We start from the raw sequence: 13184 nt of genomic DNA, 5'->3' as shown, positions 1-13184 counted from the left end.
GGGTTAAATCTCTTGTAGATGATGGGTATAGAGTACCACATCGGCGCTTTTCATGTGTTGTTCAATAATTTCGAACATAGGATTCGATATATTGCGCTATCACTGCGGCAGGATTGTGAATAAAGTGTCAACAAGCAACGGGGCACATCCCCTTCAAACACATAAAAGGAAACACCCATGAGCAAGGTATTAGTTCTTAAATCCAGTATTCTGGCAGGGTACTCTCAGTCTGGTCAGTTGTCTGATTATTTTGTTGAACAGTGGCGTGAAAAGCACTCTGCTGACGAAATCACCGTCCGTGACCTGGCTGCAAATCCTGTTCCGGTACTGGATGGCGAACTGGTGGGTGCGATGCGCCCGAGCGATACCCCGTTGACGCCACGTCAACAAGAAGCACTGGCGCTGTCTGATGAGCTGATCGCTGAGCTGAAAGCGCATGATGTGATTGTTATCGCCGCGCCGATGTATAACTTCAACATCCCAACGCAGCTGAAAAACTACTTCGACCTGATTGCCCGTGCTGGCGTAACCTTCCGTTACACCGAGAAAGGCCCGGAAGGTCTGGTAACCGGAAAACGTGCTATCGTGCTGACCAGCCGTGGTGGTATCCATAAAGATACGCCTACCGACCTGATCACCCCGTATCTGAATGTGTTCCTGGGCTTTATCGGTATCACCGACGTGAACGTCGTCTTCGCGGAAGGTATTGCTTACGGTCCGGAAGTGGCATCTAAAGCACAGTCCGATGCAAAAGCGGCAATCGACAGCGTCGTCGCTGCCTGATGATTGACCCTCTCACCATCCGGTGGGAGGGTACTTACTTCTTTGCCTGCTTCCCATGAATGCGATTAATATCACGCCAGATAGTTGCATAATCCCTGCACTTCGCCAGATTCTCTTCCCAGCAATGCAGTAAAAATTGTTCCGGCTCCGCGACATCCCGGCTTAACAGCTTGAATACCCAACGATTCCAGACATACCACTTAAAAAGCCACATGATTTCACTCCAGTGACGCGACCGGAGAGGAACTATATCAACATCGATATCATGCCGTGTGGCAACTATTGCGATGTCGATGAATAATTCAAGTGAATGCAATACTTGTCAGCCCGGCTCAGAAATGCATTATTCTTTCCTTAACCATTTGCCATTTATGCCCTGTACATACTCGCCGGGTTTGGCGCGAGCAACCAGTTTTTGCCCGGCCATTTTTGCCACTTCATCTGGCGGAATATTATTGCTTTCAGCCAGTTGTTGGTAACTGGCGTTGCGCGCTTTATTAATCTCATTCACCAGCGCCTGCGTTTCAGCATCCGTTTTCAGCGCGACAAGATAGCCGTTAAGTGTTTCACCTACCCGTCCCTGCGTTCTGGCTTCATTCAGCGTCAATGCCCACACGTTGCCGCTCAAAAAACTTAACGCCATCAGGATCGCTACAAGCTGTTTTTTCATCGTGACCTCAGAACAGATCGCTTCGCGATTTCAGTAAACTCTCGACGTCTTTATCCACTTTGATATGGATCTCGTGCTCGATTTTGACGTTCATATTGATAGTGATGGGCTCTTTAGGCGCAGCCACTTCGATTCTGGGGGTACACCCCACCAGCAGAGATGACGCAAGCAGGCCCAGCATGGCAGCTCTCATTTTCATTGTTGTTCCTCACATTCCTTGCCTTCCGGGCAATGGGTTTCTGGCAGCGCCGCATTTTGCTCAAGCCATGCCTGTAAATTGTCACCAAAACGCAAACTGCGCCATAACGTAAATACGTTTTCCTCATGGGTGTAATTCAAATTAACGGTACCCACTTTTCCATCCACCCGGCTATTCCCCGTGACGCTTGACTGCATAGTTAAAACACCCAGGTTATCCAGATTTATTTTCGTCCAGGAATGCGTTATTTCCATATAACGTAACCAGTTAATCGCCGCGCCGGCTGCCATGTTATCTTTGACAACGGCATCCGCAGTGTCTTTATCAATACGTAACGTCATTGGTCCTGGGTTGGTCAACCATCCGTCTTTGATAATCCACTTTTCGTTATTCAGCCATAACGGTAACGCACCGCTGACCGGACCTGACATCGCAAACTGCTTCGGATTTACCGCACTGATGAGTTCGCTGGAGGAGATATTCTGCACCCGTAACAATGCCGGATCGTGCTGCGGCATACGCAGTTGTTGCATAACCACTTTGCCACCCAGCAGTTCGGCGCTGACATCGCTTAACAGTAGCGGATTGTCTTCACTCCAGGGATATCCGCCCTGCAGGTCGGCGGTGATGTTTGTCGCAGCAACCTGATTCACAACTTCCGCAATACGTAATGATACCGGCCCCCGCGTACCCAGTTGCCATGCGCCTTCACTAAAACGAAACGGCAGTACAAAATCGACACCGTTAATTTGGTTATCAGGCATCCAGGCACTGCCACCTTTCAGTACGCCGTGTCCCCCCGCCTCAAAGCCCTGCTCCGGCGCGGCAGAGAATGCCACCTGCGCATACAGTTCACCTTCGCGCAGATTCATTTTCCAGTCTGGGGGTACCAATGGCTGGAAAACGGTGAGTGATTGTTTTGGCCACCAGGCCTGACCACGCAGGCGGATCCCATCCCAGCGCCCATTCAACTGTACAGGACCTATTGCTCCGGCATGAAGTTGACCTTTGAACTGGAAAATCGTCGGATCAGTCCCTTCGACGCTGAACTTCAGCGTTGAAGGGGGCAAGACGCTGCCCCCGCTAAAGAGCGTATTTCCGGCATCGAGCGAAAGCGCACCGCTAAACGTCGGTTTTTCGGCATCACGGACCCACACGATCGGCGCATCCATCACCAGACGCGGTTTTTCCACCGTCATGGTGCCGTATTGCAGATGGTCAAATCCGGTCGAGAGGTCGAAAAGTCTCAAGGTGTTGTCGTGCCACTCCCCTTTGCCAGCGACATCCCAAAGCGCATGCATCGGTGTAAAACTGCCTTTGCCCCAATACCGCCACTGCCAACGGCCTGCATCAGGAAGAAAATCATTTGCCAGACCATCAAGGTGTAACTCAAAGCCCCCCATCTGGTTTTCATGCGCTCGTAAAATGGCCTGCAGACGCCCATCCACACCGCGCTGTGTCACTTTAACGCCAGCCAATGGCCAGCGAATTTCGTCAATATCAAGTGAGTCGATAACTCGACCACGGGAGCGCAACAATGCCCCAGGTTCAAACGCCAGTTGCGGATCGTTCAAGCTGCCGGTGAGCCTTGCTGGTAACATGGCGTAGAAAATCAGATCGCCTTGTTTGGCTTCACCGGTCAACTGCAGCGGCATTTCGCTGTTATCCATGTTGAGCTTGCCGGGCCCCAGGGTTAACACCGCATTCCCTTTGCCGGCTTCACCTTGCGTCAGAATATTCAGACGCCCACTCACCACGGCATTTTCCAGACCGGCCTGCCAGTTTTCGACTTTCACCCCCAGACGCCCACTTAACGGGAACCCCTGATAAGGCCAGTTCCAGCGACCGTCACTGATAGTCAGTTGCTGACGCGTGATTTCCCACGGCAGATCGAGAAGCGGATCGGCCGCATCCCGTGCCATCACGATCAGTTGCCCGCTATTTTCCTGCCATTCCAGCTCCGCATCCACAAGCGTTGGCTCCTGCGGTAAACTGAGCGTTGCGACCGTATGCCCGCTCACTGGCAGTCCGTCAGGAACCAGCGGCATCGTAAATTCCCCAACCAGTTTTACCGGCGGTTGCCCTTCAAACGCCGCAACGTCCAGTTCATTTACCGTCAGATTTTGTCCATGCAGGCGCCCCTGGAATTTAACCTTTTCCCCCTGGTAGCGAAGCTGCTGAATAGACGATGTTAACGAAAGTGACAGTTTGCCCTGCCACTCCTGCCATGGGGAGAGAACAACGTTATCGATGTTAATCCAGGTATTGGGCAGCATCGATTGCCATTCCGCCAATGTTTTAGGTGCGACGGGTGAGGGTTGCGCCTGCGGCAGTTTGGCCAGGCAAGCAGAATCCAGTTCAATGGTCTTGACGTTCAACAACCAACGACTCGGGTGCGACAGTTCAGCCTGAGTAATACGTGCTAACGGGCAATCATCGACCAGATAACGAAGTTCCGGGATATACAGCCCGTGTCGGGTCAGCCGTGGACTCTCATCCAGCGCGATACGCGTACCTACCGGTAGCCAAACACCCACCAGCGTAGGCACCCACAAACCGAGTGTCATCAGCAGCGTCAGCGGCATGAGAATCAATAATAAGAGGAGTGCCAGAACGGCTTTATATTTACCCTTCATGGGTAGTTAATATCCTGATTTAGCGAAAATTTAAGCCGGTTTAGGCTTGTATTGTGGCATGTTTAACTAAACATGCCCACATTAAGAATAGATGCTCCCGAAAGATATGTCGTTTTTATAGAACGCAGATCAGTCACAAAGAAACTGATAAATCAATAAGATGGAGATTAGTTACATCTGTTCAGGACTGCTATGACAGTGATGCTTCAATCAATACCTTACATTGCAAAATGATGGATTTACAGTGAGTGAGATTAGAATGCTCTGCTGTGCTTCTGTTGCCAAACAAAGGGGTTGTATGAATCATTCGCAAAGAGAAACGCTATGCGCCAGTCTGCCGTTAAACCCACTGCTGGACGCTGAACTGGCAGGTTATCAATGGGCGCGGAATAATGTCGGTCTGTCCGGGGCGGCAATTTATCACTTATATGGCAAGGCTGATGCGCCAGAGTTATTTCTAAAGCATGGCAAAGGCACCGTTGCAAATGATATCACCGATGAAATGGTCAGACTCAACTGGCTGCAGGCCTATATGCCTCTGCCCACCATCAATCATTTTAGCCGTACGGCTGATGAAGCGTGGCTTCTGACAACAGCAATCAGTGGAAAAACCGCTTTTCAGATGCTGGAAGACTATCCTGATGACCGTGGCGATATTGTTGATGCGCTGGCAGTATTCCTGCGTCGATTACATGCCATTCCAGTCAGCCACTGCCCTTTTAACAGCGACTACCCGTTTCGTCTCTCATTAGCCCATACACGAATGGTCAACGGTCTGGTAGATACCGATGATTTTGATGATGAACGTCATGACTGGTCTGCTGAACAAGTCTGGGATGCAATGCATGACCGTTTGCCATTTCCTCCCGATCCCGTTGTGACGCATGGCGACTTCTCGCTTGATAACATTATTTTTGCTGATGGCCGCGTGATGGGTTGTATTGACGTTGGTCGAGTAGGTATTGCCGATCGTTACCAGGACCTTGCGATCCTCTGGAGTTGTCTCGGGGAATTTTCACTGTCTTTACAGCAACGACTTTTTCAAACATATGGTATTTCCCACCCAGACAGTAACAAAGTGCAGTTTCATTTGATGCTCGATGAGTTTTTTTAAACGGTACGTCTGCAATGTGAAGACGTACCGTTGATCCATACCTGACTCCGCCTAAATGGGCCCAAAAAACAACCAAAAACCGCATGCAGTCTGGCATGAGTGAAATCAGTTGTTGAAATTGAAGAACCTGCCCACACTAACAACAGATGCGCTGGAATTTTTCATTACGTCTTTGACTATCAATAATTTTTTATATTTTGTAAAATAATTTGAATTGGATTAATGTGACGTCAAAATCACTGGAGAAAGTCTTATGAAACTCGCCATCTATAGTACAAAACAGTACGACAAGAAGTATCTGCAGCAGGTTAACGAGGCTTTTGGTTTTGAACTTGAATTTTTTGACTTTTTGTTGACGGAAAAGACAGCCAAAACAGCCCACGGTTGCGAAGCCGTGTGTATCTTCGTGAATGACGATGGCAGCCGCCCTGTTCTGGAAGAGCTGAAAAAGCACGGTGTGAAATACATAGCGCTGCGCTGCGCCGGGTTCAATAACGTCGATCTGGACGCCGCGAAAGAGTTGGGCTTGCAGGTTGTACGTGTTCCTGCCTATTCACCTGAAGCCGTCGCCGAACATGCAATCGGTATGATGATGACGCTGAACCGCCGTATCCATCGTGCTTATCAGCGTACTCGTGACGCAAACTTCTCACTTGAAGGTCTGACGGGTTTCACCATGTACGGCAAAACTGCCGGGGTGATTGGTACAGGTAAAATCGGTATTGCTGCACTGCGGATCCTGAAAGGGTTTGGTATGCGCCTGCTGGCGTTTGATCCGTATCCCAGCGCCGCCGCCCTTGAGTTAGGGGTTGAATATGTCGATCTTAAAACACTGTTTGCAGAGTCTGATGTTATTTCCCTGCACTGCCCGTTAACACCGGAAAATTATCATCTGCTCAATCACGAAGCCTTTGAGCAAATGAAAAATGGCGTGATGGTCATCAACACCAGCCGTGGTGCGCTGATTGATTCTCAGGCAGCAATCGACGCGCTGAAAAACCAGAAGATCGGTTCCCTGGGTATGGACGTGTATGAAAATGAACGCGACCTGTTCTTTGAAGATAAGTCCAATGACGTGATTCAGGATGATGTGTTCCGTCGTTTGTCAGCCTGCCATAACGTCCTGTTCACCGGGCATCAGGCATTCCTGACTGCCGAAGCGTTGACCAGCATTTCTGAAACAACCTTGCAGAATCTGGCTCAAATCGCCAAAGGCGAAACCTGCCCGAACGCCCTCTTCTAATCATACCGCTCCCCTGCTTCCAGGGGAGCATTTTCAGATAACCCCCGATGATAAATCTGGCGATATCATTATCATTACGAATGTAATCCCGTCACGAACGTAGAGAAAGTTAATGAAGAAAATTGTCACGCTGATTGCGCTCAGCATGCTTATGGCTGGCTGTGTGAGCAATGGAAAAATTTCCGTCAATCGCGAACAGTTACAGCACCACCGTTTTGTTTTACAGAGCGTCAATGGCAAGCCGGTAACCGTCGCCAATAACCCACCTGAATTAAGTTTCGGTGAAAATATGACGGTGTCGGGAAAAATGTGTAATCAGTTCCACGGTCAGGGCAAGCTGTCCGACGGTGAATTAAAAGTGAAAGACATGGCAATGACGCGCATGATGTGCGCCGATCCACAGCTTAACGCGCTCGACGGCATCGTCAGCGAGATGTTTAAGCAAGGCGCACAGGTCGATCTGACTGCTGACCAGTTAACACTGGCTACGGCAGAACAAACGTTGACGTTTAAACTGGCGGATTTAATGTAATAAAAGCAGTGGCTCAATAATTCCCACAGCTTCCGGCGGCAAGCGACTGCTCACTACAGCGTTTGCCGTTGGGTAATGCACACATCCCGATGGCTGAACCATCCAGTTGACGAGCAACGGATAGCGAACCGCCAATCATGGCACAGTTGGCTTCTCCGGAGCTGGACATTGCGGCCTTCATGCCCGGTGCAACGTGCGCGGCCGTTGCCTGCTGAACAGGTTCACTGCTGCAAGCCGATAATAACAACGCGGCACACCCTACCCAAAACGCTGCGCGCATCTTACTCCCCTCTGAATATTAACCAAACGACACAGCCATAAATAATAGGCAGCGGAAACACTGCCGTCGAGAGGCAAAATGCGCATTTATGCGTGCTGTTTACATTTTCTGGCAATTTTTTGGCTACTCCTTTGATCAAACCATTCATTCTGTTTATTCCAGGGACACAAAAGCGAAAATGTGCCTGAAAGCCTTTTGCTAAAATAAAAGGATAATTACAGGACTCGCTACTGTTTTGCGTGTCCCTCTTTTTGCGCAATGTAAGGGTGTCAGTATGCAAACAATTGACGGTAATGGTGCGGTTGCTTCGGTTGCCTTTCGTACCAGCGAGGTTATCGCCATCTACCCGATTACGCCGAGTTCGACGATGGCAGAACAGGCAGACGCCTGGGCCGGGAACGGGCTTAAAAACGTCTGGGGAGATACCCCTCGCGTCGTAGAAATGCAGTCAGAAGGCGGCGCAATCGCGACCGTTCACGGCGCATTGCAGACCGGTGCGCTCTCAACGTCATTTACCTCATCGCAGGGTCTACTGTTGATGATCCCAACGCTGTACAAACTGGCCGGTCAGTTGACGCCATTTGTGCTGCACGTTGCCGCGCGTACCATTGCTACTCATGCACTCTCTATCTTCGGTGACCATTCCGACGTAATGGCAGTGCGCCAGACAGGTTGCGCCATGCTCTGCGCCAGCAGCGTCCAGGAAGCGCAGGATTTCGCACTGATTTCACAAATCGCCACGCTGAAAAGCCGTGTCCCTTTTATTCATTTCTTTGATGGTTTCCGCACATCGCATGAAATCAATAAAATTGTGCCGCTGGCCGATGACACGATCCTCAGCCTGATGCCGCAAGCTGAAATTGATGCGCATCGTGCCCGCGCGCTGAACCCAGAACATCCCGTTATTCGCGGGACGTCTGCCAACCCGGACACTTACTTCCAGTCACGCGAAGCGACGAACCCATGGTACAACGCGGTTTACGATCACGTAGAACAGGCGATGAACGATTTCGCCACGGCGACAGGTCGTCAGTACCAGCCATTTGAGTATTACGGTCATCCACAGGCGGAGCGTGTCATTATCTTGATGGGTTCCGCGATTGGTACCTGCGAAGAAGTCGTCGAAGAGTTACTTGCTCGTGGAGAGAAAGTGGGCGTCCTGAAAGTTCGACTGTTCCGCCCCTTCTCCGCCAGACACTTACTACAGGCATTACCTGAAACTGCGCGTAGCGTTGCCGTTCTGGATCGCACCAAAGAGCCCGGCGCCCAGGCAGAGCCGTTGTATCTGGATGTGATGACCGCGTTGGCAGAAGCCTTTAACTGCGGCGAACGGGAAACATTACCACGCGTCATTGGCGGGCGTTACGGGCTTTCTTCTAAAGAGTTTGGCCCGGACTGCGTGATGGCAGTATTTAATGAACTGAGCAGCGCTAAGCCCAAATCGCGTTTCACGGTCGGTATTTATGACGATGTCACCAATTTGTCGCTGCCTCTGCCAGAAAATACCCTGCCCGGTACCGCCAAACTCGAAGCGCTGTTCTATGGTCTGGGCAGCGACGGCAGCGTATCGGCCACCAAAAACAATATCAAGATTATCGGTAACTCCACGCCGTGGTACGCGCAGGGTTATTTCGTCTATGATTCGAAAAAAGCAGGTGGCCTGACCGTTTCTCACCTGCGCGTCAGTGAGCACCCTATCCGTTCGGCGTATCTGATATCGCAGGCTGATTTTGTCGGCTGCCATCAGTTGCAGTTTATCGATAAATATCAAATGGCCGAACGTCTGAAGCCTGGCGGTATTTTCCTGCTCAATACGCCGTACAGCGTGGATGAAGTCTGGACTCGCCTGCCACAGGAAGTTCAGGCGGTACTGAATCAGAAGAAAGCCCGTTTCTATGTGATTAATGCGGCCAAAATCGCGCGTGAGTGCGGTCTGGCAGCGCGTATTAACACCGTCATGCAAATGGCGTTCTTCCATCTGACGCAAATCTTACCCGGTGACAGCGCCCTGGCTGAATTGCAGGGTGCCATAGCCAAAAGCTATAGCAGCAAAGGTCAGGATCTGGTTGAACGTAACTGGCAGGCGCTGGCGCTGGCACGTGAATCCGTCGCCGAGGTGGCACTGCAACCGGTTGATCCGCACAGCGCCAACCGTCCGCCGGTAGTTTCTGATGCCGCACCTGATTTTGTAAAAACCGTGACAGCAGCGATGCTCGCAGGTCTCGGTGATGCCCTGCCCGTTTCAGCGTTACCACCGGACGGTACCTGGCCGATGGGAACCACGCGTTGGGAAAAACGCAATATCGCCGAAGAAATTCCTATCTGGAAAGAAGATCTATGTACACAGTGTAACCATTGCGTTGCCGCCTGTCCGCACTCGGCCATCCGTGCCAAAGTGGTCTCACCAGAAGCGATGGAAAGCGCCCCTGCCAGCCTGCATTCGTTGGATGTGAAATCACGCGATATGCGCGGTCAGAAGTACGTACTGCAGGTCGCACCTGAAGATTGCACCGGCTGTAATCTGTGCGTCGAAGTGTGCCCTGCGAAAGATCGCCAGAATCCTGAGATCAAGGCCATCAATATGATGTCTCGCCTTGAATATGTTGAAGAAGAAAAAGTGAATTATGACTTCTTCCTCAATCTGCCGGAGATCGATCGCAGCAAGCTGGAACGCATTGATATCCGAACGTCTCAGCTGATTACCCCGCTGTTTGAATATTCCGGAGCCTGTTCCGGTTGCGGTGAAACGCCGTATATCAAACTCCTTACGCAGCTGTACGGCGATCGTATGCTGATCGCCAACGCCACTGGCTGTTCATCAATTTATGGCGGTAACCTGCCCTCAACGCCGTATACCACCGATGCTAATGGCCGTGGACCGGCGTGGGCGAACTCACTGTTTGAAGATAACGCCGAGTTTGGTTTGGGCTTCCGTCTGACGGTAGATCAGCATCGTGTGCGCGTCATGCGTTTACTGGAACAGTTTGCCGACAAAATCCCGGCAGAGCTGAATGACGCCCTGCACGTGGAGGCAACACCAGAAGTCCGTCGTGAGCAAGTTGCAGCGTTGCGCCAGCATCTGCAGGGTGTCGAAGGCGCACAGCAGTTACTGACCGACGCTGATGCGCTGGTGGAGAAATCCATCTGGCTGATTGGTGGTGATGGCTGGGCCTATGACATTGGCTTTGGTGGTCTGGACCATGTCTTAAGCCTGACCGAGAACGTTAACATTCTGGTACTGGATACCCAGTGTTACTCCAACACTGGCGGACAAGCGTCAAAAGCCACACCGCTCGGTGCCGTGACTAAATTCGGCGAGCATGGTAAACGCAAGGCCCGCAAAGATCTTGGTGTCAGTATGATGATGTACGGCCATGTATACGTGGCGCAGATCTCGTTGGGCGCACAGCTAAACCAGACGGTGAAAGCAATTCAGGAAGCGGAGTCTTATCCGGGCCCATCGCTGATTATTGCGTACAGCCCCTGTGAAGAACATGGCTACGATCTCGCGCTGAGTCACGATCAGATGCGTCAGCTCACCGCAACCGGGTTCTGGCCATTGTATCGCTTTGACCCGCGTCGTGCAGACGAAGGCAAATTACCGCTGGCATTGGATTCTCGTCCACCGTCAGACGCGCTGGCTGAAACATTGCTTAATGAGCAACGATTCCGTCGTCTGAATGCGCAACAACCCGAGGTTGCGGAGCAACTGTGGAAAGACGCAACGGCTGACTTGCAAAAACGCTACGATTTCCTGGCGCAATTGGCAGGAAAAGCAGAAAAGAGCAGTACTGATTAATACGCTCAGTTAGGTATTAACCTGGAGTCCAAAAAAAAGCCCGAACAATTGTTCGGGCTTGTCAATTTATTCGCTGGGTAGTGGGCATTCCTGCCAACATACCAACGAAAATAAATTAAATCGTGACAATAAAGGCATATAACCTGCGCAGAATAACGCAATAACCCCCTCTTGTATAATTTTTATTTTATATATTTTCACAACAAAACATTCATGATAATTATCATCATTTCAACAGAATTATTTATTTAAGGTTTTACTTAAGACGTAACAATTCATATTTATCTCTTTACGGAACTTCTCCTTTAGCATGCTTTTACTCCCTACACGGGTAGTCACAGGTTAATAAAAAAACTAAAGGATTATTTCAATGAACAGAAAAGTATTGGCACTCGTAATTCCTGCACTGTTAGCTGCTGGCGCTGCTCACGCTGCTGAAGTTTATAATAAAGACGGCAACAAGTTAGATCTCTACGGTAAAGTAGATGCCCTGCACTACTTTTCTGATAATTCAGGCAGCGATGGCGATCAGACTTATGTTCGTGGTGGCTTCAAAGGCGAAACTCAGATTAACGATATGCTCACCGGCTATGGTCAGTGGGAATATCAGGTTCAGGCTAATAGCACTGAATCTGAAGGTTCTAACGCCTGGACTCGTCTGGGATTTGCAGGCTTAAAAGTCGGCAATTACGGTTCATTCGATTACGGTCGTAACTACGGCGTACTTTACGACGTAGAAGGCTGGACCGATATGCTGCCGGAATTCGGCGGTGACTCCTACACTTACTCAGATAACTTTATGACCGGCCGCGCTAACGGTGTAGCAACCTACCGTAATACCGACTTCTTCGGTCTGGTTAATGGTCTGAACTTTGCGCTGCAATATCAGGGTAAGAATGAAAACCAGAATGGCCAGGAAGGTACCAACAACGATGGCCGTGATTTGAAACATTCCAACGGTGATGGTTTCGGTATCTCCTCTACCTACGATCTGGGTATGGGTGTAAGCTTCGGCGCAGCATATACCTCTTCCGATCGTACAAACGAGCAGGTAAATCAATCCACTGCTGGCGGCGACAAAGCGGATGCGTGGACTGCCGGTCTGAAATACGACGCGAACAACATCTATTTAGCAACCATGTATTCTGAAACCCGTAATATGACCCCGTATGGCGGCTCAAATGGTAGCGATTATACTGTTGCAAACAAAACTCAGAACTTCGAAGTGACTGCACAGTACCAGTTCGACTTCGGTCTGCGCCCGGCAGTCTCTTTCCTGATGTCTAAAGGTAAAGACCTTTCTTTGGCAGGCAATGCAGGCAACCCGAACGGAACGACTGGCGACAAAGATCTGGTTAAATACGTTGATGTAGGTGCAACTTACTACTTCAACAAAAACTTCTCCACCTACGTTGATTACAAAATCAACCTGCTGGACGAAGATGACAGTTTCTACGCTGGCAACGACATCTCTACCGATGACACTGTGGCACTGGGTATGGTTTACCAGTTCTAATCTGTCTCTGTCAGCCCGCTGGCAACAGCGGGCTATCCTTTCATTAATAGCAATTCTGTTTTATCCAGATCAAAACGTTATATCTGTTGCGTTAAAACACATCTCTGATAGATGATATCTTGCATTAATACCTGTAGTAGAGGATACCTGCAATGAATCATCACCCCGTTAAATCATCCCGTATTGCATCCGTCGGCTATGACGAATCCTCGCGCACACTTGAAATTCGCTTTCATCAACTAACTACATTGCAGTATCAACATGTCCCGGCGCGTATTTTTCGAGATTTCCTGAGCGTGGTCTCCAAGGGCCGATTTTATGATGGGGTTATAAAAGGGAAATTTCCTGAAATCAAAATAAAGTGATGCCAAAATGTGATCTTTGTCATTGTACATAAAGTGCCATTACGCGG

General features: G+C 50.0%; 12 protein-coding genes. 7 read left to right on the top strand and 5 right to left on the bottom strand.

Translation table 11 applies throughout. From position 1 onward, the window contains the following. Window positions 1-177: 177 nt before the first annotated feature. Entirely contained in the window at window positions 178-783 is a 606-nt protein-coding gene (azoR, locus tag QMN38_RS12400; RefSeq protein ID WP_005126702.1) for an FMN-dependent NADH-azoreductase, read from the top strand. Window positions 784-817: 34 nt separating this feature from the next. On the opposite strand, the gene QMN38_RS12395 is transcribed toward azoR, so the two are convergent. The 4 genes from QMN38_RS12395 to QMN38_RS12380 form a co-directional block, all read right to left on the bottom strand. Beyond that, on the bottom strand, window positions 818-997 hold the full coding sequence (locus QMN38_RS12395; protein ID WP_121584690.1) for a hypothetical protein: 180 nt from the start codon (window positions 995-997) through the stop codon (window positions 818-820). Between the two features lie 129 nt (window positions 998-1126). Continuing rightward, window positions 1127-1453, bottom strand: coding sequence for a YdbL family probable chaperone protein (locus QMN38_RS12390; protein WP_271457274.1), 327 nt, complete (start codon window positions 1451-1453; stop codon window positions 1127-1129). A 7-nt stretch (window positions 1454-1460) separates the two neighbouring features. After that, window positions 1461-1652 carry a YnbE family lipoprotein gene (locus QMN38_RS12385; RefSeq protein WP_271442536.1) on the bottom strand — a complete coding sequence of 64 codons (192 nt, stop codon included), beginning with the start codon at window positions 1650-1652 and terminating at the stop codon, window positions 1461-1463. Beyond that, a complete protein-coding gene (locus QMN38_RS12380; protein WP_271448781.1) occupies window positions 1649-4288 on the bottom strand; it encodes a YdbH family protein in 2640 nt (879 codons plus the stop codon). Before QMN38_RS12380 ends, QMN38_RS12385 begins: the two co-directional genes overlap by 4 nt. Before the next feature lie 298 nt (window positions 4289-4586). On the opposite strand from QMN38_RS12380, the gene QMN38_RS12375 reads away from it, so the two are divergent. The 3 genes from QMN38_RS12375 to hslJ all read left to right on the top strand — a co-directional run bounded on the left by QMN38_RS12375 (window position 4587) and on the right by hslJ (window position 7177). After that, on the top strand, window positions 4587-5402 hold the full coding sequence (locus QMN38_RS12375; RefSeq protein WP_271448780.1) for an APH(3')-I family aminoglycoside O-phosphotransferase: 816 nt from the start codon (window positions 4587-4589) through the stop codon (window positions 5400-5402). A 253-nt stretch (window positions 5403-5655) separates the two neighbouring features. Continuing rightward, entirely contained in the window at window positions 5656-6645 is a 990-nt protein-coding gene (locus QMN38_RS12370; protein ID WP_137381769.1) for a 2-hydroxyacid dehydrogenase, read from the top strand. 112 nt (window positions 6646-6757) lie between these two features. After that, window positions 6758-7177, top strand: coding sequence for a heat shock protein HslJ (gene hslJ, locus QMN38_RS12365; RefSeq protein ID WP_048211553.1), 420 nt, complete (start codon window positions 6758-6760; stop codon window positions 7175-7177). 13 nt (window positions 7178-7190) lie between these two features. Here the strand turns inward: hslJ and QMN38_RS12360 are convergent, their stop codons facing one another. Then, on the bottom strand, window positions 7191-7457 hold the full coding sequence (locus QMN38_RS12360; RefSeq protein WP_003020360.1) for a putative hemolysin: 267 nt from the start codon (window positions 7455-7457) through the stop codon (window positions 7191-7193). A gap of 274 nt (window positions 7458-7731) precedes the next feature. On the opposite strand from QMN38_RS12360, the gene nifJ reads away from it, so the two are divergent. The 3 genes from nifJ to QMN38_RS12345 all read left to right on the top strand — a co-directional run bounded on the left by nifJ (window position 7732) and on the right by QMN38_RS12345 (window position 13137). Next, window positions 7732-11256, top strand: coding sequence for a pyruvate:ferredoxin (flavodoxin) oxidoreductase (nifJ, locus tag QMN38_RS12355; RefSeq protein ID WP_323605142.1), 3525 nt, complete (start codon window positions 7732-7734; stop codon window positions 11254-11256). A gap of 370 nt (window positions 11257-11626) precedes the next feature. Further along, on the top strand, window positions 11627-12772 hold the full coding sequence (gene ompC, locus QMN38_RS12350) for a porin OmpC (protein ID WP_323605141.1): 1146 nt from the start codon (window positions 11627-11629) through the stop codon (window positions 12770-12772). Window positions 12773-12924: 152 nt separating this feature from the next. After that, window positions 12925-13137, top strand: a complete 213-nt coding sequence (locus tag QMN38_RS12345) for a KTSC domain-containing protein (protein WP_071887345.1) — start codon at window positions 12925-12927, stop codon at window positions 13135-13137. Window positions 13138-13184 lie beyond the last annotated feature (47 nt).

This window comes from Citrobacter sp. R-1.5.2 (assembly GCF_035064245.1).
Taxonomy (GTDB): domain Bacteria; phylum Pseudomonadota; class Gammaproteobacteria; order Enterobacterales; family Enterobacteriaceae; genus Citrobacter.
The sequence above is the reverse complement of the archived record's forward strand: the minus strand, read 5'-3'. Positions and strand labels throughout refer to the sequence as shown.